Raw genomic sequence first — 20,303 nt, 5'->3', positions numbered from 1 at the left:
GGCGGTTCGCAGCGCTGCCCGGGGAAGCCTCAGGCCCGGGCGAGGATGGCGGCGAGATCCGTACCCGGATCGAGTTCGCCGTACAGAGTCGACCGGTTCTCACCGAGGCGTGCCGAAACGAAGGCCTCCGAGACCGCGCCCGGAGCCGTCCGGAGAAGCAGGGACGCCTGCAGGCTGAGCGCCAGCGCACCCACCAGGCGGCGCGCCTGGCCGGGCGCGGAATCGCTTCCGGCGAGCGACCGCGCGAGGCGTCTGGTCGCCTCGAGGTGCGCATCGAAGGTCGGATGCGCCCCTCGAGCCGACGAGATTTCCGCATCGAACGCGTCGAGTGTCTCCGGCTCCCGAGTGATCGCGCGGAGGACATCGAGGGCGATCACATTGCCGGATCCCTCCCAGACCGCCATCACCGGCTGCTCCCGGTAGCGGCGCGCCAGAGGGAAGGCCTCGGTGTAGCCGTTGCCGCCGAGGCACTCCAGCGCCTCGTACGCGTGACCCGGGCCGCGCTTGCAGACCCAGTACTTCGTCACCGCGGTCGCGAGTCTCCGGAAGGCCCGGTCTGCGTCGGGAGCGTCGTCGTCATGGGCGCGGGCGAGACGAAGGGACACCGCGGTGGCCGCCTCCGACTCGAGTGCGAGGTCGGCGATCACCGCCGTCATCGCCGGCTGATCCACCAGCAGCGCGCCGAAGGCCCGACGGTGCCGCGCATGCCAGAGCGCCTCGGTCACGGCCTGGCGCATGCCGGCGGCACTCCCGAAGATGCAGTCGAGCCGGGTGCGATTGACCATCTCGATGATGGTACGGACACCACGCCCCTCCTCCCCGACGAGGAACCCGACCGTGCGATCGAACTCGATCTCGCCGGACGCGTTCGAGCGGTTCCCGAGTTTGTCCTTGAGCCGCTGGATCAGGAAAGTATTGCGGGTTCCGTCATCGAGGACGCGTGGCACGAGGAAGCAGCCCAGTCCCGCATCCGTCTGCGCCAGCACGAGGAAACCGTCTGACATAGGGGCACTGCAGAACCATTTGTGGCCGGTGAGGAGCCAGCTTCCGTCTCCGGAGCCGATGGCGCGCGTGGTGTTGGCACGCACATCCGACCCGCCCTGCTTTTCGGTCATCGCCATCCCGAAGAGAGCGGACGACTTGCCGGGCCGGAGCGTTCCGTCGTACTCCCGGCTCAGCAGCCGCGGAGTCCATTTCGCCGCGAGCTCCTGGTTCGCAGCAAGGGCGGGGACGGCGGCGTGGGTCATCGAGATCGGGCACGCGTGCCCGGGCTCGATCTGGGCGAACAGCATGAAGGCCGCCGCGCGGGCGACGTTCGCGCCCGGCCGAGGCTCCGCCCAGGCCGCGGTGTGGGCCCCGGCTCGCGCTGCCTCCGCGATGATCCGGTGATATGACGGGTCGTATTCGACTTCGTCGAGCCGGTTGCCGACCCGGTCGAAGGGGATCAGTCGGGGCACGCAGGTGTTGGCGCGCTCGGCGTCGTCCTGGAACTCCTCTGTTCCCACAAGAGAACCGACGCGCTCGAGGTCGCTTTCGGCCCACCCTGCGTCGTACCGCCTGATGCCCTCGACGAGGGCGATGTTCGCACGGAACTCATCGACACCGATTCGTCTCGGAACCTGGTTTGTGACTTCGTGCGTGACCATCTGCGGCCGTCCTAATGCTCCAGTTGCTCGGACAATTCCAGCCAGCGCGTCTCGAGGTCGGCGACCTCGTTCTCGAGTCCCCGCAGTTCGTCGGTGATGACACCGAGCCCCTGATAGTCGTTCTGGTCGTGCTCTGCCAGCTGCTCGTGCGTGCGTGCCACTCTGTCGGCGAGCTTCGCCAGTCGCCGGTCGATCGACGCGACCTCCTTCTGGGCGTTGCGCAGCTGGGCTCCGGCGAGGGCCCGCGACGGGGCCGACGCCGAGGTCGATCCAGTGGCGGCCGAAGCAGTGGCGTCGGTCGCCTTCGGCGCCGCTGACTCGGTGCGGCGCAGCGCAAGGTACTCGTCAACGCCGCCGGGCAGGTGCCTCAGTGCCGCATCCATCACCGCGTACTGGTTGTCCGTGATCCGCTCGATCAGGTACCGGTCGTGGGAGACGACGATGAGAGTGCCCGGCCACGAATCGAGCAGGTCCTCCATCGCAGCCAGCATGTCGGTGTCGAGGTCGTTCGTCGGCTCGTCGAGGATGAGCACATTGGGCTCGTCGAGCAGGATGAGCAGGAGCTGCAGCCTGCGCCGCTGGCCGCCGGAGAGGTCTTTGACCGGCGTCGAGAGCTGAGCGCTGGTGAAGCCGAGGCGTTCGAGCATCTGCCCGGGCGTCATCTCCTTGCCACCGGCGAGGTAGGTGGTGCGCTTGCCGGCGATGACCGCGCTGACCCGTTCGTCGAGGATGTCGTCGAGGTCGCCGAGCAGCTGCGTCAGAACCGCGATCTTCACGGTCTTGCCGCGCTTGACCCGGCCGCCCGTCGGGACGACGGTTCCGGCGATGAGGCCGAGGAGCGTCGACTTGCCCGCGCCGTTGACCCCGAGGATGCCGGTGCGCTCACCGGGCGCGATCCGCCATTCGATGTCGCGGAGCACCGTCTTCGGCGGGTACACGACCGTCGCGTCGAGAAGGTCGACGACGTCTTTGCCGAGGCGCGCCATCGCCATCTGACTGAGCGCGACGGTGTCACGCGGCGGTGGCTCGTTCTCGATCAGCTCGTAGGCGGCATCCATGCGGAACTTCGGCTTCGAGGTGCGCGCGGGCGCTCCCCTGCGGAGCCAGGCCAGCTCCTTGCGCATCAGGTTCTGCCGTTTGGATTCGCTGGCGGCGGCCATCCGGTCCCGCTCCACACGCTGCAGGATGTAAGCGGCATAGCCTCCCTCGAACGGCTCGATGAGCCGGTCGTGCACCTCCCAGGTCGCCGTGGAGACCTCGTCGAGGAACCAGCGATCGTGCGTGACGACCAGCAGGCCGCCCGCGTTCGCCGGCCAGCGCGACTTCAGGTGCTTCGCGAGCCAGGCGACTCCTTCGATGTCGAGGTGGTTGGTCGGCTCATCGAGGAACAGCACGTCGAGATCCTGCACGAGCAGCGCTGCCAGGGCGACGCGGCGGCGCTGGCCGCCCGAGAGGTCCCCGACGAGCGCATCCCAGCGGATGTCGGAGACGAGGCCGGCGAGCACGTCGCGGACCCGCGCATCCCCCGCCCACACGTGCTCGTCGAGCTCTCCGACGATGGTGTTCCCGATCGTCAGGGAAGGGTCGAGTTCATCGCCCTGGTCGAGGACGCCGATGGTCACTCCCCGCCGGCGGGTCACGCGACCAGAGTCGGGCTGGATGCGGTCGGCGAGCAGCGCGAGCAGCGTGGACTTTCCGTCGCCGTTGCGACCGACGACGCCGATGCGGTCGCCCTCGTTGATTCCGACGGTCACGCTGTCGAAGATCACGCGGGTCGGATACTCGAGGTGGAGCGCTTCCGCGCCGAGGAGGTGTGCCATGTAACGCCCAGTTTAGTCGCGCCGTCCGCTGCACCCGAATGGGTGCTGCCGCGCAACCTTGCGCCCGTGAAAGACTCGAAAGGACCGGCGCGCCAGACCCGACCTGGACGCGCTGCCGTCGTGTGGGGAGATGACATGGTGATCGTCGGTCGTGACCTGCAGCGGGGCTCCATCCTCGGCGTCGCCGATCGCGCTCTCCTCGAGGGCGGAGTCGTACTGGTGACCGGAGATCCCGGCCTGGGAAAGACCACGCTCCTCTCCGACGTCGCCAGGCGACTCGACGGCTGGGCGGTCATCCGGGTCAACGCGGATTCGTTCGAATCCGACCTCGGCTACGCGACCGTCGAGACGCTGGTACGCGCACTGAACGCGCGCTCTCCGTCGCGGGTGCAGAATCCGGAGCCGACCGACAGCGCCATCACGGTCGGCCGCCTTCTCCTCGACGCCGTGGACGGGCTCGGTACCCCCGTGTGCATCATCGTCGACGATGCGCAGTGGGTCGATGAGGCGTCCGCGCGGGCGCTGCGTTTCGCCGTTCGGCGACTGGTCGACCAGCCGTTCCTCTTCATCGTCGCGGCCCGGCCGGATTCCGCCGGTGTCCCGCCCCTCTTCGACGGGCTCGCGAGTGCGATGCCGAACGCATCCCGGGTCGATCTCGGGCCGCTCACCATCGACAACACGCAGGAGCTCGCCCGTCACGTCCTCGGGCATGCGGTCTCACGACGCACCGCGACCCGGCTCACCGAGGCGACCCAGGGCTCGCCCCTCCTGCTGAGCGTCCTTCTCGGCAGGCTGAGGAAAACCTTCGCCGAAGCACTGCACCCGGCAGGATGGGAGATCCCCGCCGATTCCGCGCTGCCGTTGTCGGGAGCGGTCACGGCCGCCCTCGAGGGAGCGGACCCGTCTGCGCGAGCGGCGGCCGAGATCGTCGCCGTGCTGCGCGATCCTGTTCCGGTGCCCCTCTTCGGCACGATCGCCCACCGCCTCGGGACCGCTGTCGACGCCGACGCTGCGATCGGGAGGGGACTGGTCTCCTCGGGGATCCGCGACGGTGTCGTCTGGCTGGAACCCGCGCATGCCATCCTCGCCGACACGCTCACGGCCGACCTTCCCGTCGCCCGGCGGGTGGAGGTCCATCGCATCGCCGCTGACGTCCTCACCGGCCACCGGGCGCTCCGCCACCGGGTCGAAGCGGCCGACCACGCCGACCCGACGCTTGTGACGGAACTGTTGGCCGCCAGTCGCGAAGCCGCCGACCTGGGCCGCTCCGGTCAGGCCATGAGCTACGCCCGATCCGCCGTGCATCTGTCTGCGGCCGGCCCCGAGCATGAACGGGCGCTGATCGAGATCGGGATGCTCGCACTTCGCACCCGGCTGCACGAGCGCATCTTCGACCTCGTGCCGTCGATCGAAGCGCTTCCGGCGAGTCCGGCACGCGACACGATCCTGGTCGAACTCCGCACTCTGACCGGCAACATCGCCGGGGCGCTGGCACTCGGCCTGGCACGGCAATCGGCTCCGGCCACGACCGCCGAGGAACGCATGCTCCGCGCACATGTCGCGTGCATCCTGCCGATGGTGCAGATGGCGACCCGTGATTTCGGTTCGGTGCTCGCCCAGTTCGACATCGCACGAGATTACCTCGCCGCGGCGCCGACCCGGCCGGACGAAGTCGACGACCCGGCCCTGAGCTGGCTCGTCCAACCCCGCGACGAGCTCCTGAGACTTCTCGGCTGGCTGCTGACCGCGGCCGGGCACATGCGCCGGACCGAACTGCTGACAGCGACCGTCGCCGAGCTGGACTCGCTTCTCGACTCGACGGGGTCGCCGGCCGTCGTGGATGCTCTCGTCTCGCGCGCCAGCGTGTTCATCCGCATCGGGGACATCGATCGGGCGCACGACGACCTCGAGCTCGCGAACGAACTCATCCGGCTCTTCCCGTCCAGCTGGACCGCCGGTCACGGGCGTTCGATCTACGCCCACGCGCTCTACCTTCTCGGCGAGTGGGACGAATCTGTCACCATCGCCGACACGGCGGTCGCGCTCGCGCTCGACGAGACCGACCTCTCGGCGTGGCCGATCGCACTGACCGTGTCCACGCTCGTGCGGGCGGGGCGCGGAGAGGTCGGCTCGGTCGAGGAGCGGCTGACCTCCGCGGGCGAAGCCCGACCGGGCATCGGCGGCTCCTACGACAGCGATCTCCCCATCATCGCCCGTGCGGAGCTCGCTCGCGCCACCGGCGACCGTTCCGCGCAGCTCGCCGCGACGGAGTCGGCGGCGCAGGAATCCGCCGCGGCGTCGACCCTCGGTTGGCTGACCTACCGGATCGATGCGCTCGCTGCGCTCGGCCGCGCGGACGAAGCCCGGTCCGAACTGATCGCGTGCAGTGATCCGTCACGCCTCTGGCGGCCGTACTACGGCTCGCTGGACTGGCTGGAGGGGCGCGTACTGGAAGCGGAGGGCGAAGTGGATGCGGCGATCACGGCCTACCTGCACGCCGCCGAATCGCCCGTTGCCGCCCGCTTCCCTTTCCCTCACGCCGTGACCATGCTGGACGCCGGGCGACTTCTCGCAGCCGCCGGACGACAGCCGGAGGCGGTGGGGATGCTCGAGCGCGCTGCTCGGGTGTTCCGGCGCCTGGGCGCCACGGACTATCTCGCCCGCTGTACCGGGGCGCTCGAGGAACTGACCCGGTCCGGCGCCGGCGCCGACCTCGGTGCTACGCGGAACGATCCGTTCGCGGACCTCACCACCCGTGAGCGCCAGGTCGCGCACGCCGTGGCGTCCGGGATGACGAACAAGGAGATCGCCGAACACCTGTACGTCTCCGTGACGACCGTGAACTTCCACGTGAGGAACATCCTCGCCAAGCTCCGGCTCTCCTCACGGCGTGAGCTCCGCAGTCTCACCCGGTCACCACGTGACCGGCCGGCTCGCGGTGCCCGCAGACCCGGTCGCGGCGGCGACCCCGTCAAGAGTTGACGGTTTTCCGCTCCGGGCTTGGTGCGTCGGCCGCGGCCTCGCTAGCGTGAAACCACCCCGGGATGCCCGACCGCCCCGGCACATCGCGTGGACACGTTTCGTGAACGAATCGTCTCAACACCCGACATGCGCTCTGCCCTGACGGTCGGCATCCCTGGGGACCTCCGAACTCCGCCACGCGGACTCACCGGCTTTCGGTGAGCCGCAACGCCTGCTGTTCGAGATACCGCTGCTCCAGCGTGCTGAGCGTTCGCCGTGCCGCCGTGCGGAAGGCCTCGCGGGCAGCATCCCGGTCCCCCGCCTGCTCCAGCAGGTGCGCGCGGACCACATCCACCCTGTAGTGGCCGGCGAGGCCGGCGCCGTCCGCAACCGACTCCAGCTGGGCGAGCGCGACGACCGGACCGTCGACCTGTGCGAGCGCGACGATCCGGTTCAGCGTGACCATCGGCCCGGGCTCGAGAAGTTCGAGTAGGTCGTAGAGCCCGAGGATCTCGTCCCAGTCGGTCGCGGACGCGGTCGTGGCTTCGTCGTGGACGGCCGCGATCGCGGCCTGCACCTGGTAGGGCCCGAGCAGAGCATGGGCCAGTGTTTCGGTGATGAGCGCGACGCCCTCGGAGATCGCTGCGGAATCCCACAGCGACCGGTCCTGGGCTGCGAGCGGTATCAGCGCGCCGTCGTGGCCGGTGCGTGCCGGACGCCGGGCATCGGTGAGCAGCATGAGTGCCAGCAACCCGCTGACCTCACCCTCATCCGGCACCAGCTCACGCAGCATCCGCGTGAGTCTGATCGCCTCGGCGGCGAGCTCCACCCGCGTCGCATCAGGACCGGAGCTCGCGGTGTGGCCTTCGGTGAAGATCAGGTACAGGACCCGCAGCACGCTCGCCAGCCGCGACGAGCGCTGCGCATCATCCGGCATCGTGAACGTCGCACCCGCATCCCGGATGCGCTGCTTGGCCCGGCTGATCCGTTGCGCGATCGTCGCCTCGGGGACGAGGAACGATCGAGCGATCTCCGCGGTCGTCAGACCACCGACCGCCCGAAGCGTGAGCGCGACCTGCGAGGACGGCGTGAGTGCCGGGTGGCAGCAGAGCATCACCAGCGCGAGGCTGTCGTCGGTGGAGGCGGCCATCGGGGTCCCGGCTTCCTCGAGCACCGCGACCGTCTCCTCGCGACGTCGGCGCGCCGAGTCCGCTCGCCACAGTTCGATGCGACGGCGCGAGGCGACGGTGATCAGCCAGCCTCGCGGACTGTCCGGGATCCCTTCCTTCGGCCACGTCTGCGAGGCGCTCAGCAAGGCCTCCTGCACGGCGTCCTCGCAGAGGTCGAAGTCGCCATACCGCCGCGTGAGCGCAGCCACAGCCTGCGGCGCGAGTTCGCGCAGCAGGACCTCGACGGCGGTCGGCGTGCTCACACGTCGGACCCGCCCAGCGTGAGCACGGGACGCACCTCGACGAGCCCGTACCGCGCCTCCGGGAAGCCTTCGGCGATCTCGACGGCACGGTCGAGGCTTTCGCAGTCGACGAGATAGAAGCCGTTCAGTTGCTCCTTCACTTCGGCGAACGGGCCATCGGTCGCGATCAGGCCGGTGTCACGAGCCGGAATGCGCACGGCGAGCGACGGATCGGTGAGCGCTTCGGCCGCGACGAGCTCGCCTGAGGCCCGGAGCCGTTCGTGGAGCTGGGCATACAGCTCGTATCCTTGGGCGCGCTGCTCGTCCGTGAAGCTCTCCCACACCATGCGGGACTGCGGGTTGCCGTTGATGAGAATGAGATATTTCATCGGTTTCTCCATCCTTGGGTGAATCTTCTCACCCGATACGTCGAGACGGGGCTGTCTGTTTCGACGTCTCGTGTGGAAGTCCAGATCGATGACGAACGAAGGAGAAGATCATGACTGCCACGACAACGACGGCCGACACGGAGATCCGGGCGGTCCTCGCCGAACGCGAACGTGCCATGCGAGCGCGGGATGCGGACGCGCTCGGAGAACTGTTCACCGACGACCTCGTCAGCTTTTCGCTCGCGCCGCCCCTCGCATCCGAGGGCCGCGACGTCGAAGCGCTGCGGGCCTGGCTGGCGACATTCGACGGCCCCATCGAGTTCGAGATCACGGAGGCGGTGATCGAGGCCGACGGCGACATCGCGTTCGCGCGCAGCATCAACCGGCTCACGGCGACACCGAAGGGCAGCGACACCCCGTTCACCCTCTGGTTCCGTTCGACCCTCGGCCTGCGCCGCGTCGACGGCAACTGGCTGATCGCGCACGACCACGGCTCGACACCGTTCTACATGGACCCGAGCACCGGATTCCGTGCCGCGATCGACCTCGTGCCGTGACGAGAGGCGCCGGCTGCGCGGTGGCTAATCCGAGAGGAGGCGGGCACCGTGCACCGGCGCCGTCGCGCGCACGGCGGTGTGGCGGGATGCGCTGAGCGCGATCTGCAGGTCGAGCGCACTGTCGAGGTCCGCGGTGAGGAACGCGACCGTCGGGCCCGAACCCGAGACGATTCCGGCGAGCGCACCGTTCATCTCGCCGAGCTCGATGATCTCGCCGATGTGCGGCGCAAGATGGATCGCGGGCGCCTGAAGGTCGTTGACCAGCGACTCGGCGAGCATGCGTGGGTCTCCCGCCCGCAGGGCCTGCAACACGTTCGCGTCGACGGTCGGCTGCTTCTGCGCCGGGAAGATGTCCTGGGAGTGACGCTCCCGATGGCGGTCGAGTTCGCTGTACACCGTGGGCGTGCTCATCCCCTCTTCGGGAAGCACGAGCACCCAGTGGAACTGTCCCTTGGCGAGGGCGGGACTGAGGCGATCGCCGCGGCCGGTGCCGATCGCGGTTCCCCCGATGAGGGCGAACGGGACATCGGCGCCCAGACGGGACGCGAGCGCGAGCAACTCGTCTTTGGTGCAGTCGGTGCCCCAGAGGGCATCGCAGGCGAGAAGGGTCGCCGCCGCGTCGGCCGAACCGCCGCCCATTCCGCCGGCGATCGGAACGTGCTTCTCGATCTCGAGGTGCACGCCACCGCGGTAGTCGGTCTTGCGCGCGAGCATCCGCGCCGCCTTGATGGCCAGGTTGTTGCCGTCGGTCGGCAGCCCGGAACAGTCGATCGGGCCGCCGAAGGCGACCGAGAAATCGTCAGCCGGATAGGCGCGCACGTCTTCATAGAGGGACACCGCCTGATATGCCGTCGCCACGTCGTGGTACCCATCGGCCATGACCGCCCCGACCCGGAGAAACACGTTGATCTTGCCCGGTGCCCTGGCGTGCACCATGTGGAGCGAGGCCTCGGAGGTCATGCATCCAACCTACAGCCCTCGCCGCGGTCAGGCCGCGCGCGCGATCGCGATGAAGTCCTCGACGGTCAGCTGCTCGCCGCGCTCGGTCGGCTCGACGCCCGCCTTCTCGAGGATCGCGGATGCGGTCGCCGAGTCTCCGAACAGCGTCGAGAGCGCCTGGCGCAGCATCTTGCGCCGCTGCTGGAATGCCGCGTCGACGACGGCGAAGGTTCGGGCGCGCAGGTCTTCGTCTCCAGGCTCGCTGTCGTGCCGCTCGAACGCGACGAGGATCGAGTCCACGTTAGGAACGGGCCAGAAGACCTGGCGACTGACGTTGCCCGCGGTGCGCCATCGCCCGTACCAGGCGGCCTTCACGCTCGGCGCGCCGTAGACCTTCGAACCGGGTTCGGCGGCGACACGCTGCCCGACCTCGGCCTGGACCATCACGACTCCCGTGCGGATGCTCGGGAAGTGCTCGAGAAAATGCAGCAGGACCGGCACCGACACGTTGTACGGCAGGTTGGCCACCAGCCTGGTCGGCTCACCGGCGAGCTCGGTGACGGCGAGAGCATCGCGGTGAACGACGGTCAGCCGGTCGGTGACCGACGGCGCGAGCGTGGCGACCGTAGCGGGCAACTGGCGCGCCAGCCGCCCGTCGATCTCCACGGCGACGACGGATGCCCCGGCCTCGAGCAGGCCGAGAGTCAGGGATCCGAGGCCGGGCCCGACCTCGACGACGCTGTCGCCCGCCTCGACGCCCGCGACCCGCACGATCCTGCGCACCGTGTTCGCATCGATCACGAAATTCTGGCCGAGCTTCTTGGTCGGCGTCACGTCCAGCAGCTCCGCCAGGTCGCGGATCTCCGCCGGCCCCAGAAGCCGGACCTCGTTCATGCGACCGAACCGATCGGGGTGGTGGGCGGCGACGCCACGGGCTCCGAGTCCCACCGTCCGTAGACCAGTTCGGTGTTGGATGAGATCTGGGCCGCCAGCATCGAGACGTCTGTACGCAGATGGTCGGCCATCGCCCGCAGGGTGTGCGGGATGAGGTAGGGCGCGTTCGGGCGCCCCCGGTACGGAGTCGGGGTGAGGAACGGCGCATCCGTCTCCACCAGGAGGAGCGCCCGTGGCGCCACCTCCAGCGCTTCGCGCAACTGCCCGGCGTTCTTGAATGTCACATTGCCCGCGAACGACATGTACCAGCCGTTATCGGCGCAGAGTTCGGCCAGGTCCGCGTCGCCGGAGAAACAGTGGAAGACAGTCCGTTCCGGCGCGCCGACGCGCTTCAGGGTTCGGATGACGTCGTCGTGAGCGTCGCGATCGTGGATCTGAAGTGCGAGGTCGTTCTGTTTGGCGATCTCGATGTGCGCTTCGAACGAACGGAACTGCGCCTCACGCCCGGACTCGTCGGTGCGGAAGAAGTCCAGTCCCGTCTCCCCCACTGCGCGCACCCGCGGCCGGCCCGCGAGTTCCGCGATCACCTGGAGGGCGTCGTCGAGCTCTCCGCGAGCCTCGTAGTCGGGCGCGTCGTTCGGGTGGATCGCGACGGCTGCGAGCATCCGCGGTTCGACGGCCGCCATGTCGGCGGACCAGCGCGACGTCTCCACGTCGTTGCCGACCTGGACGACACCACGCACGCCCACGCTCGAGGCACGGTCGAGTTGCTCCCGATAGTCGAGAGGATCGTCGCCGTCCGCGATCTCCAGGTGCGTGTGATTGTCGTACACGCCGACCACGAGAGCCTCCGGCAGGGGCGGGTAGCTGAGGTCGCGGCCGTCCGCCGCGTGCCGGTGACGGATGTGGGACTCGTCAGACAACGGTCGCTTCGATTCGGGGGAACAGAGCTTCGAGCCCGTTGACGGCAGTACCTGCCGCGAGCTGACCCCAGCGGCCGGCGTCCCGGATGGGCTGCGCCTCGAGCGGACCCAGCTCCTGGCCGGCGCCGAGCGACTCCCAGAGCCGCTGGGTGGCCGCCGGGATGACCGGCGACAGCAGCACGGCGAGCGCACGGAGGCCTTCCGCAGCCGTGTAGAGCACGGTGCCCAGCCGCTCGCGCTGTGTCTCGTCCTTCGCGATCGACCACGGCTCCTGGGTGGTGATGTACCCGTTGAGTTCGTCGACGACCGTCCAGATGGCGGCAAGCGCATCGTGGATGGCGAGGTGTCCGATCGCGGCATCCGCGTCGGCGACAGCCTTGGCCACCACATCCTGCACCACCAGATCGGCGGCGTCGTACTCGCCGGCCGGCGGCACGATGCCGTCGAAGTACCGCGAGACCATCGCGATCACGCGCGACGCCAGGTTGCCGAAGCCGTTCGCGAGTTCGGACTGGTAGCGAGCGGCCAGGTCTTCCCAGCTGAACGAGCCGTCCTGGCCGAAGCTGATCGCGCGCATGAAGTAGTAGCGGAACGCGTCAGACCCGAACGTCTCGGTGATCTGCGTCGGGGCGATGCCGGTGAGCTTCGACTTCGACATCTTCTCGCCACCGACCAGCAGCCAGCCGTGGCCGAAGACCTGGTGCGGCACGTCGAGCCCCGCCGCCATCAGCATCGCCGGCCAGATGACCGCGTGGAACCGGAGAATGTCCTTGCCGACGATGTGCGTAGCCGGCCAGCGCCGGGCGAACTGCTCGTCGTCCTGGCCGTAGCCCACCGCGGTGACGTAGTTGAGGAGCGCGTCGAACCAGACGTAGACGACATGGGACTCGTCCCACGGCACCTTGATGCCCCAGTCGAAGCTCGACCGGGAGATCGACAGGTCGGAGAGACCCTGACGCACGAAGGAGACGACTTCGTTGCGCGCCGCCTCGGGCTGCACGAAGCCGGGTCGGGAGTCGTAGAGGTCGAGGAGCTTCTGGGCGAAGTCGCTCATGCGGAAGAAATAGTTCTTCTCCTGCAGGAGTTCGAGCGGCTTCGAGTGGATGGCGCAGACCTTCTGGCCGACGTATTCGCCCGTGCCGTCGACGATCTCGCTCTGCGGCTTGAACTCTTCACAGCCCACGCAGTACAGCGCCTCGTACTCGCCTGCGTAGATGAAACCGTCGTCGTACAGCTTCTGCAGGAACAGCTGGACGTTCTTCTCGTGGCGCTCGTCCGTCGTGCGGATGAAGTCGTCGTTGTCGATGGCGATCGTCTCGAGCAGGGGAAGCCACTCGTCGTGAACGAGGCGGTCGGCCCACTCCTTCGGGGTCGTGCCGTTCGCAGTTGCCGTGCGGAGGATCTTCTGCCCGTGCTCGTCCGTGCCCGTGAGCAGCCAGGTGTCGTCGCCGGCCTGACGGTGCCACCGGGCGAGCACATCAGCCGCGACCTCGGTGTACGCGTGCCCGATGTGGGGAACATCGTTCACGTAGAAGATCGGCGTGGTGATGTAGAACGAAGAGCCGTCGGACATGCTGACTATCCTACGGGCGAGCGGGAGGCACTTCGGCTGGTGTTACGCGCGCAGCGAGCGCGGCCTGATAGAGGTCGCGCCTGCCGAGGCCCGTCGCCTCGGCGACCTCGCCTGCCGCCTCCTTCAGCCGGGATCCGGCCGCGACGAGCGAAAGCACCTGGGCGACCGCCGAGTCCAGGTCGGCCACCGTCTCAGGGGCACCCGCGACAACGATGCAGATCTCCCCGCGCACGCCCTCGGCCGCCCACTCTGCGAGCTCGGCGGCGGTGCCGCGGCGGACCTCCTCGAACATCTTCGTCAGCTCACGGCAGACCGCGACGCGACGATCGTCGCCCAGCACCGCTGCGAGGTCGGCAAGGGCCGCGGCGAGCCGGTTGGGCGATTCGAAGAAGACCATCGTGCGGCGTTCCCCGGCGAGCGCCCGGAAGGCCGCCGTCCGCTCGCCGTGTTTGCGCGGGAGGAAACCCTCGAAGGTGAACCGGTCGGTGGGCAGACCGGAGACGGCGAGGGCGGTGACGACCGCAGAAGGGCCGGGGAGCACCGTAACGCCCACGCCTGCGGCGGCCGCAGCTTCGACCAGGTGAAACCCGGGATCGGACACGGTCGGCATCCCGGCGTCGCTCAGGACCAGCACATCCGTCTCGCGTGCGAGCTCGACGAGCTCCGCCGAACGGTCCCGCTCATTGTGGTCGTGCAGCGCTATCAGGCGCGGCCGGTTCTCGACGCCGAGGCCCGCGAGCAGGCGCTGCGTGACCCGCGTGTCCTCGGAGGCGACGATCCCGACCGTCCCGAGCGTCTCGACGAGCCGTGTGGACGCATCCTTCAGATTCCCTATGGGTGTCGCGGCCAGGATGATCATCAGCCCAGTCTGACAGGCGCACCTCACTAACATTGCAGCGTGACCACGACTCCCACGATCGGCTTCGACGCCGTTGTCGCCGAACCGACCGGCAGCCGTCTCGACGACTGGTGGGCGCGGACGCTGCGGACACCGCTGCGCATGAAGCTCTGGTATTGGGGCGGTCCACTGGCAGTCACCCTCCTCGCTTCGGTGCTGCGTCTCTGGGACCTCGCGAATCCGCACAGCCTCGTGTTCGACGAGACGTTCTACGTGAAGGACGCGTGGACCCTCCTGCATCTCGGCTACGAGGGCAGCTGGCCTGACAAAGCCGACCTGAGCTTCAATGACGGCAACACCAACATCTACGGCACCGCGCCGTCGTTCGTCGCGCATCCGCCTCTCGGCAAATGGATCATCGCACTGGGGCTCGCGGCGTACGGCGCCGGGAACAGTTTCGGCTGGCGGGTGAGCACGGCCGTCGTCGGCATCCTTGCCGTCGTTGTGCTCATGCTCATCACGCGCAAACTGTTCCGTTCGACGCTGCTCGCGGTGATCGCCGGGTTCCTGATGGCGATCGACGGCCACGCGATCGTGATGAGTCGGGTCGCGATCCTCGACAACTCGGTGATGTTCTTCGCCCTCCTCGCCTTCGGGTGCATCCTGCTCGACCGCGACTGGCACGCGACGAGACTCGCGGCGCGGGTCGCCGAGCTGCGGGACAAGGGAGGCGAGCCGGCCTGGGGCCCCGCCCTGTGGTGGCGGCCGTGGCTGATCGCCGCCGGCATCCTGTGCGGCCTGTGCGCCGGCGTCAAGTGGACCGGGCTGTACTTCCTTGCGTTCTTCGCGATCTACACGGTGATCGTAGATGCCGTGGCACGGCGCCGCGTCGGCCTGCCGTTCTGGATCACGGGCAGCATCCTCAAGCAGGCACCGGCGACCTTCGTGGTGATGGTCCCGGTCGCGCTCGTGAGCTACGTGGCCACCTGGGCGGGCTGGATCTTCACCAAGGGCGGCTACGACAGGTCCTGGGCGACCACGGTCGGCAAACCGTGGAGCGGGGCGTTCGCCTGGGTTCCGCACTGGGTCCAGAACCTCTGGCACTACCAGACCGAGATGTACAACTACAGCATCAACCTGCATGTGCCCCACCCGTACCAGGCGAACCCGCTGACCTGGCTCTTCATGATCCGGCCGACGAGCATGTACTACGAGGGAACGGTCTACGGGCAGAACGGCTGCACGTCGTCGGCGTGCTCCTCGGCCATCACCTCGGTCGGCAATCCGCTGATCTGGTGGGCGGCGGCCGCGGCCGTCTTCTATCTCCTCTACCGGCTCGTCCGCTACCGCGAATGGCGGGTCGGGCTGATCCTCCTGGGTGTCGCCGCCGGTTACCTCCCGTGGTTGCTCTACATCAACCGCACGGTGTTCCAGTTCTATACGATCGCGTTCGAGCCCTACCTGATCCTGGCTCTGACGTTCGTCATCGCGCTCATTCTCGGCAAGCGATCGGATGCTGCGTGGCGGCGCAAACGCGGCATCCTGACGGTCACGGTCTACCTCGTGATCACCGCGGCGGTCAGCGTCTTCTTCTACTCGATCTGGACCGCGCAGCAGGTTCCGTTCTGGTTCTGGCAGCTCCACATCTGGCTGCCGAGCTGGCGGTAGCGAGGGTTCTGACTGTCGGTCCGTGGTGGTAGACCGGGGTAATGACTCCCGCCGACGAACAGCACGAACCGCTCGACCTCACACCCCTGCCGGGAAGCGAACGCACGGAGGCCCCCGGGCTGACCGCATCCGCCGCCCTCGACCCAGAGACGCCGATCGAGGCGACGCTGTTCCTCCGGCGCCGTGCCGAAGTACCGGAGGAGGTGCTCGAGAACCCGATCCCCCGGGACGAGTTCGTGGCGAGGTACGGTGCTGATCCGGCCGATGTCGAGCTCGTGACCACAACGCTCCAAGCTCTCGGCGTCACGGTCATCGACAGCAGTCTGGCCGATCGGCGCATCCGGCTGTCGGGTACCGCCGCAGTCCTCGGTCGCGTGTTCGGCACCGATCTCGGCCAGGCGACCAGCACCGATGCGAACGACAATCCGGTCGAGCACCGTCACCGCACCGGCGGCCTCAGTGTCCCGTCCGCCCTCAGCGGCGTGGTCACCGCCGTGCTCGGCCTCGACGACCGACCGCAGGCCCGTGCCCTCTTTCGGGTCGCACTGCCCTCCGCCGTGAGCACGAGTTACACGCCGCCGGAGCTCGGCGCGATCTACGCGTTCCCGCCGGAGACCGACGGCTCCGGCACGTCGATCGCCATCATCGAGCTCGGTGGCGGCTTCGCGCAGAGCGACCTCGACGCGTACTTCGGCAGTCTGGGAATCACGCCCCCGACGGTCACCGCGGTCGGCGTGGACGGCGCGACGAATGTGCCCGGACAGGACCCGAACGGTGCAGACGGTGAGGTGCTGCTCGACATCGAGGTCGCCGGGGCTCTCGCACCAGGAGCCCACATCATCGTCTACTTCGCACCCAACACCGACGCCGGCTTCATCGATGCGGTGACCACAGCGGCCCACGCCACACCGACGCCCGCTGCGATCAGCATCAGCTGGGGCCAGAGCGAAGACCAGTGGACGGCGCAGGCCCGCACAGCCTTCGACCAGGCGCTCGTCGACGCCGCCGCCCTCGGGGTGACGACCACGGCGGCCGCGGGCGACGACGGCAGTTCGGATCGCGAGACAGACGGGCGGCCGCACGTCGACTTCCCCGCATCCAGCCCGCATGCGCTGGCCTGCGGAGGAACGCGGCTGGCGGCAGATGCGACCACAGCGACCGTCCAGTCGGAGGTGGTGTGGAACAACGGTCCGGGACGTGGGGCAACCGGCGGCGGCGTGAGCGACGCCTTCCCGCGACCGGTGTGGCAGGCGAACGTCGGCGTTCCGTCGACCGCGCAGGCGTCCGGGCGGGGCGTACCTGACGTCTCGGCCGTCGCCGACCCGCAGACCGGGTACCGCATCCTCGTCGACGGCAAAGAGATCGTGATCGGCGGAACGAGCGCTGTCGCGCCCCTGTGGGCCGCTCTCGTGGCCCGGCTGGTGCAGTCGACGGGTGCCGCCCTGGGACTCGCGCAACCGAAGCTGTACGACTCGATCAATGCGGGCCAGGTCGCTCCCGGCTTCCGCGACATCACCTCCGGTGACAACGGCGCCTTCACCGCGGGACCCGGCTGGGACGCCTGCACCGGCCTCGGCGTCCCCAACGGAACCGCGCTCCTCTCGGCCCTCTAGTTCCGGCGAGCACAGGAAAAGTCCGCCTGTGCGTCGGCAATCGGCGGCCTTTTCCTGTGCTCGGCGGATGCGGTGGAACCGGACGGCCAGAATAGAAGGCGATGAACGCCGCTCCCGACGAACCCAGGCGCGCGCTGCCGGGACTGACCGCCGCAGCGCTCGCGGCTGCCGCGGCCTGGGGCATCCACTGGCTGGTGCCCGCGATTCCTCTGCTGACGGCGGCGGTGGCACTCGGGATCATCGTCGGGCAGCTCCCGTTTGCGCGCACCGCGCTCACAGGATCCCTCGCGCCCGGCCTGGCCGTCGCCTCCCGGCGGCTGATGCGCATCGGAGTCGTGCTCCTCGGCCTCAAGCTGAGCCTCCTCGACATCGCGAATCTCGGCTGGGTGACTATCCTGACGACGGTGGCCATCGTGCTGCTGACGTTCGTCGGCACGATCGGGCTCGGACGGCTCTTCCGCCTGCCGGGGCATCAGCCCCTCCTGGTCGCGACCGGCTTCTCGATCTGCGGCGCGTCCGCGATCGGCGCGATGAGCGGGGTGGTTCGCGCCAAGGATGAGGAGACCGCGACGCCCGTTGCGCTGGTCACCCTGTGCGGCACGCTGGCGATCTTCGTCCTGCCGGTGTTCTGGCATCCGTTCGGCCTCACGAACCTCCAGTTCGGACACTGGGTGGGCGCCGGTGTCCACGACGTCGGCCAGGTCGTCGCGACCGCACAGATCGCGGGACCGGCGGCCCTCGCCGTCGCCCTCGTCGTCAAGCTGACGCGTGTGCTGATGCTCGCACCGATGGTGGCGATCACGTCGGCCGTCGAGCGCCGTCGTCACGTCGACCCCGACCCTGCCGCGAAGCGCCCGCCGATCGTTCCGCTCTTCGTCGCAGGATTCATCGTCGCCATGCTGGTGCGGACGTTCATCCCACTGCCGCCGGCAGTGCTGAGCGGTGCCGACACCCTGCAGACGATTCTGCTGGCCATGGCTCTCTTCGGACTCGGCTCGGCCGTCCGCCTGCGCACCCTGGTGGGGACCGGGTGGCGCGCACTCATCGTCGGGCTGCTGTCGTGGGTGCTGATCGCGGCGCTTGCCCTCGGAGCCGTCGAGCTCTCGAGCTGACGGACCCGGTTGCGCACTGTTACACCGGTGAACGGAGCGCTCGTCGCGCTCGGGTAGCGTGAACGCATGGCAGATCGCGAATACGGCTTCCGCACGCGTGCGATTCACGCGGGCAACATCCCCGACCCCGTGACGGGGGCCCGCGCGCTCCCGATCTACCAGACGAGCGCATTCGTCTTCGACGACACGGCGGATGCGGCTGCCCGCTTCGCCCTGCAGAAGTACGGCAACATCTACTCGCGTCTCGCCAACCCCACGGTCGCGTCGTTCGAAGAGCGCATCGCGAGCCTCGAGGGCGGCCTCGGCGCCGTCGCGACCGCGAGCGGGCTGAGCGCGCAGTACATCACCTTCGCCTCCCTGGCGGGAGCCGGCGACCACATCGTCGCCTCGGCCAACCTGTACGGCGGGTCGATCACCCAGCTAGACGTGACGCTGCGCCGCTTCGGTGTCGAGACCACGTTCATCCAGAGCGCCGACCCCGCGGACTACGCGGCAGCGATCACCGACCGCACGAAACTCGTCTTCGCCGAGACGGTGGCGAACCCGTCGGGCGAGATCGCCGACATCGAAGGTCTCGCCGCGGTAGCCCACGCGGCCGGCATCCCGCTCGTCATCGACTCCACCATCGCGACCCCCTACCTGAACCGCCCGTTCGAGTGGGGCGCCGACATCGTCATCCACTCGGCCACGAAATTCCTCGGCGGCCACGGCACCACCCTGGGCGGCGTCGTCGTCGAGAGCGGCCGCTTCAACTGGCACAGCGAGAAGTTCCCGCTCTTCGGTGAGCCCGTGCCGACGTACGGCGGCCTCCAGTGGTCGGGCAACTTCGGCGAGTACGCGTTCCTCACCCGCCTGCGGGCCGAGCAGCTGCGCGACATCGGTCCGACCCTCGCGCCGCACTCGGCGTTCCTGCTCGCGCAGGGAGTGGAGACGCTCCCCTACCGCATCCAGGCGCACGTCGACAACGCTCGTGCCGTGGCCGAATGGCTCGACGCCGACCCGCGCATCGAATCGGTCCTCTGGGCGGGGCTCCCCGCGCATCCGCACCACGACCGCGCGCTGAAATACCTGCCGAAGGGTCCCGGGAGCGTGTTCAGCTTCGAAGTCAAGGGAGGCCGCGCGGCCGGTCAGCGGTTCATCGAATCGGTGAATCTCGCCAGCCACCTCGCGAACATCGGCGACGCCAAGACGCTCGTCATCCACCCCGCATCCACCACCCACGCGCAGCTCTCCGAGCAGCAACTCGTCGACGCGGGGGTACTTCCGGGCGTCGTAAGGATTAGCGTTGGCATCGAAGATGTCGATGACATCATCTACGACCTCGACCAGGCACTCGAGGTGGCTGTGAAGGAGAACTCATGACCCTCACCGACAACGTTCCCGCCGACACGGCGGACCGCGCGGAGGTGCAGCTCGCCAACGGGCTCAGCTGCGAGCTCCCGGCCGACTCCCCGCTCGCGAAGCTGCTCGTGTCGCAGCGCACCTGGGTCGGTCCCGACGCCAAGGAGCGACTGAAGATCCTGCGCGCGGCGAAATCGGTCGCGATCGTGGGAGCGTCGCCCAACCCGGCGCGATCCAGCTACTTCGTCGGAACCTACCTGCAGCAGTCGAGCGACTACCGCGTCTACTTCGTGAACCCGAACGCCGACGAGATCCTGGGCCAGAAGGCCTACCCTGACCTCGCGTCGCTCCCGGAAGTTCCCGACATCGTCGACGTCTTCCGCAAAGGAAGCGACATCCCGGGCGTGATCGACGAGGTCGTCGCCATCGGCGCGCCGACGATCTGGGTCCAGCTCGGTATCTGGAACCAGGATGCGGCCGAATACGGCGAGTCGAAGGGCCTCACGGTCGTGATGGACCGGTGCATCAAGATCGAGCACGCGCGCTTCCACGGCGGGCTGCACCTTCTCGGGTTCGACACAGGCCAGATCACCGCACGCAAGACCATCCGCTGACGGC

General features: G+C 68.7%; 16 protein-coding genes. 7 read left to right on the top strand and 9 right to left on the bottom strand.

Going from position 1 to position 20,303, the window contains the following annotated elements; all coding sequences use genetic code 11:
* Positions 1–29: 29 nt before the first annotated feature.
* A complete protein-coding gene (locus AAYO93_RS05345; RefSeq protein ID WP_345763975.1) occupies positions 30–1,646 on the bottom strand; it encodes an acyl-CoA dehydrogenase family protein in 1,617 nt (538 codons plus the stop codon).
* Between the two features lie 11 nt (positions 1,647–1,657).
* Positions 1,658–3,466 carry an ABC-F family ATP-binding cassette domain-containing protein gene (locus tag AAYO93_RS05340; protein WP_345763974.1) on the bottom strand — a complete coding sequence of 603 codons (1,809 nt, stop codon included), beginning with the start codon at positions 3,464–3,466 and terminating at the stop codon, positions 1,658–1,660.
* Positions 3,467–3,532: 66 nt separating this feature from the next.
* Here AAYO93_RS05340 and AAYO93_RS05335 point away from each other — a divergent pair, with 66 nt between their 5' ends.
* Positions 3,533–6,448, top strand: coding sequence for a helix-turn-helix transcriptional regulator (locus AAYO93_RS05335; protein ID WP_345763973.1), 2,916 nt, complete (start codon positions 3,533–3,535; stop codon positions 6,446–6,448).
* A 184-nt stretch (positions 6,449–6,632) separates the two neighbouring features.
* On the opposite strand, the gene AAYO93_RS05330 is transcribed toward AAYO93_RS05335, so the two are convergent.
* The gene (locus AAYO93_RS05330) at positions 6,633–7,859 is read right to left on the bottom strand and encodes an RNA polymerase sigma factor (protein ID WP_345763972.1); all 1,227 of its coding nucleotides are present in this window, start codon (positions 7,857–7,859) and stop codon (positions 6,633–6,635) included.
* On the bottom strand, positions 7,856–8,227 hold the full coding sequence (locus AAYO93_RS05325) for a YciI family protein (protein WP_345763971.1): 372 nt from the start codon (positions 8,225–8,227) through the stop codon (positions 7,856–7,858). Before AAYO93_RS05325 ends, AAYO93_RS05330 begins: the two co-directional genes overlap by 4 nt.
* 110 nt (positions 8,228–8,337) lie before the next feature.
* Here AAYO93_RS05325 and AAYO93_RS05320 point away from each other — a divergent pair, with 110 nt between their 5' ends.
* Entirely contained in the window at positions 8,338–8,784 is a 447-nt protein-coding gene (locus tag AAYO93_RS05320) for a YybH family protein (protein WP_345763970.1), read from the top strand.
* A 24-nt stretch (positions 8,785–8,808) separates the two neighbouring features.
* On the opposite strand, the gene AAYO93_RS05315 is transcribed toward AAYO93_RS05320, so the two are convergent.
* Genes AAYO93_RS05315 through rsmI form a run of 5 tightly spaced genes read right to left on the bottom strand, consistent with a single transcriptional unit; the run spans position 8,809 to position 13,972 of the window.
* Positions 8,809–9,744 carry a 4-(cytidine 5'-diphospho)-2-C-methyl-D-erythritol kinase gene (locus AAYO93_RS05315; RefSeq protein WP_345763969.1) on the bottom strand — a complete coding sequence of 312 codons (936 nt, stop codon included), beginning with the start codon at positions 9,742–9,744 and terminating at the stop codon, positions 8,809–8,811.
* Positions 9,745–9,771: 27 nt separating this feature from the next.
* Positions 9,772–10,617 (bottom strand): 16S rRNA (adenine(1518)-N(6)/adenine(1519)-N(6))-dimethyltransferase RsmA, encoded by an 846-nt coding sequence (gene rsmA, locus AAYO93_RS05310; RefSeq protein WP_345763968.1) that lies wholly within the window; start codon positions 10,615–10,617, stop codon positions 9,772–9,774.
* On the bottom strand, positions 10,614–11,540 hold the full coding sequence (locus tag AAYO93_RS05305) for a TatD family hydrolase (RefSeq protein WP_345763967.1): 927 nt from the start codon (positions 11,538–11,540) through the stop codon (positions 10,614–10,616). Before AAYO93_RS05305 ends, rsmA begins: the two co-directional genes overlap by 4 nt.
* Positions 11,533–13,113, bottom strand: a complete 1,581-nt coding sequence (gene metG / locus AAYO93_RS05300) for a methionine--tRNA ligase (RefSeq protein WP_345763966.1) — start codon at positions 13,111–13,113, stop codon at positions 11,533–11,535. The genes AAYO93_RS05305 and metG overlap by 8 nt, the downstream gene beginning before the upstream one ends.
* 10 nt (positions 13,114–13,123) lie before the next feature.
* Positions 13,124–13,972 (bottom strand): 16S rRNA (cytidine(1402)-2'-O)-methyltransferase, encoded by an 849-nt coding sequence (gene rsmI, locus AAYO93_RS05295; protein ID WP_345763965.1) that lies wholly within the window; start codon positions 13,970–13,972, stop codon positions 13,124–13,126.
* Between the two features lie 39 nt (positions 13,973–14,011).
* Between rsmI and AAYO93_RS05290 the strand changes: the two genes are divergently transcribed.
* The 5 genes from AAYO93_RS05290 (at position 14,012) to AAYO93_RS05270 (ending at position 20,299) form a co-directional block, all read left to right on the top strand.
* Complete coding sequence (locus tag AAYO93_RS05290; RefSeq protein WP_345763964.1) at positions 14,012–15,619, top strand: dolichyl-phosphate-mannose--protein mannosyltransferase; 1,608 nt, start codon at positions 14,012–14,014, stop codon at positions 15,617–15,619.
* Positions 15,620–15,660: 41 nt separating this feature from the next.
* A complete protein-coding gene (locus AAYO93_RS05285; protein WP_345763963.1) occupies positions 15,661–17,232 on the top strand; it encodes a S53 family peptidase in 1,572 nt (523 codons plus the stop codon).
* A 101-nt stretch (positions 17,233–17,333) separates the two neighbouring features.
* Positions 17,334–18,344 (top strand): YeiH family protein, encoded by a 1,011-nt coding sequence (locus AAYO93_RS05280; protein ID WP_345763962.1) that lies wholly within the window; start codon positions 17,334–17,336, stop codon positions 18,342–18,344.
* Positions 18,345–18,410: 66 nt separating this feature from the next.
* Positions 18,411–19,706, top strand: coding sequence for an O-acetylhomoserine aminocarboxypropyltransferase/cysteine synthase family protein (locus tag AAYO93_RS05275; RefSeq protein WP_345763961.1), 1,296 nt, complete (start codon positions 18,411–18,413; stop codon positions 19,704–19,706).
* Positions 19,703–20,299, top strand: coding sequence for a CoA-binding protein (locus tag AAYO93_RS05270; protein ID WP_345763960.1), 597 nt, complete (start codon positions 19,703–19,705; stop codon positions 20,297–20,299). The genes AAYO93_RS05275 and AAYO93_RS05270 overlap by 4 nt, the downstream gene beginning before the upstream one ends.
* The last annotated feature ends 4 nt before the right edge of the window (positions 20,300–20,303 follow it).

The sequence above is a fragment of the Diaminobutyricibacter sp. McL0608 genome (assembly GCF_039613825.1).
In the GTDB taxonomy this organism is placed as follows: domain Bacteria; phylum Actinomycetota; class Actinomycetes; order Actinomycetales; family Microbacteriaceae; genus Diaminobutyricibacter.
This window is presented reverse-complemented; position numbering and strand designations above follow the sequence as displayed.

Bases quoted from the DNA above. Each gene is read 5' to 3' on its own strand.
- AAYO93_RS05345 (WP_345763975.1), bottom strand. From the start codon at position 1,646: ATGGTCACGCACGAAGTCACAAACCAGGTTCCGAGACGAATCGGTGTC.
- AAYO93_RS05340 (WP_345763974.1), bottom strand. From the start codon at position 3,466: ATGGCACACCTCCTCGGCGCGGAAGCGCTCCACCTCGAGTATCCGACC.
- AAYO93_RS05325 (WP_345763971.1), bottom strand. From the start codon at position 8,227: ATGAAATATCTCATTCTCATCAACGGCAACCCGCAGTCCCGCATGGTG.
- AAYO93_RS05320 (WP_345763970.1), top strand. From the start codon at position 8,338: ATGACTGCCACGACAACGACGGCCGACACGGAGATCCGGGCGGTCCTC.
- AAYO93_RS05315 (WP_345763969.1), bottom strand. From the start codon at position 9,744: ATGACCTCCGAGGCCTCGCTCCACATGGTGCACGCCAGGGCACCGGGC.
- rsmA (WP_345763968.1), bottom strand. From the start codon at position 10,617: ATGAACGAGGTCCGGCTTCTGGGGCCGGCGGAGATCCGCGACCTGGCG.
- metG (WP_345763966.1), bottom strand. From the start codon at position 13,113: ATGTCCGACGGCTCTTCGTTCTACATCACCACGCCGATCTTCTACGTG.
- rsmI (WP_345763965.1), bottom strand. From the start codon at position 13,972: ATGATCATCCTGGCCGCGACACCCATAGGGAATCTGAAGGATGCGTCC.
- AAYO93_RS05285 (WP_345763963.1), top strand. From the start codon at position 15,661: ATGACTCCCGCCGACGAACAGCACGAACCGCTCGACCTCACACCCCTG.
- AAYO93_RS05280 (WP_345763962.1), top strand. From the start codon at position 17,334: ATGAACGCCGCTCCCGACGAACCCAGGCGCGCGCTGCCGGGACTGACC.
- AAYO93_RS05275 (WP_345763961.1), top strand. From the start codon at position 18,411: ATGGCAGATCGCGAATACGGCTTCCGCACGCGTGCGATTCACGCGGGC.
- AAYO93_RS05270 (WP_345763960.1), top strand. From the start codon at position 19,703: ATGACCCTCACCGACAACGTTCCCGCCGACACGGCGGACCGCGCGGAG.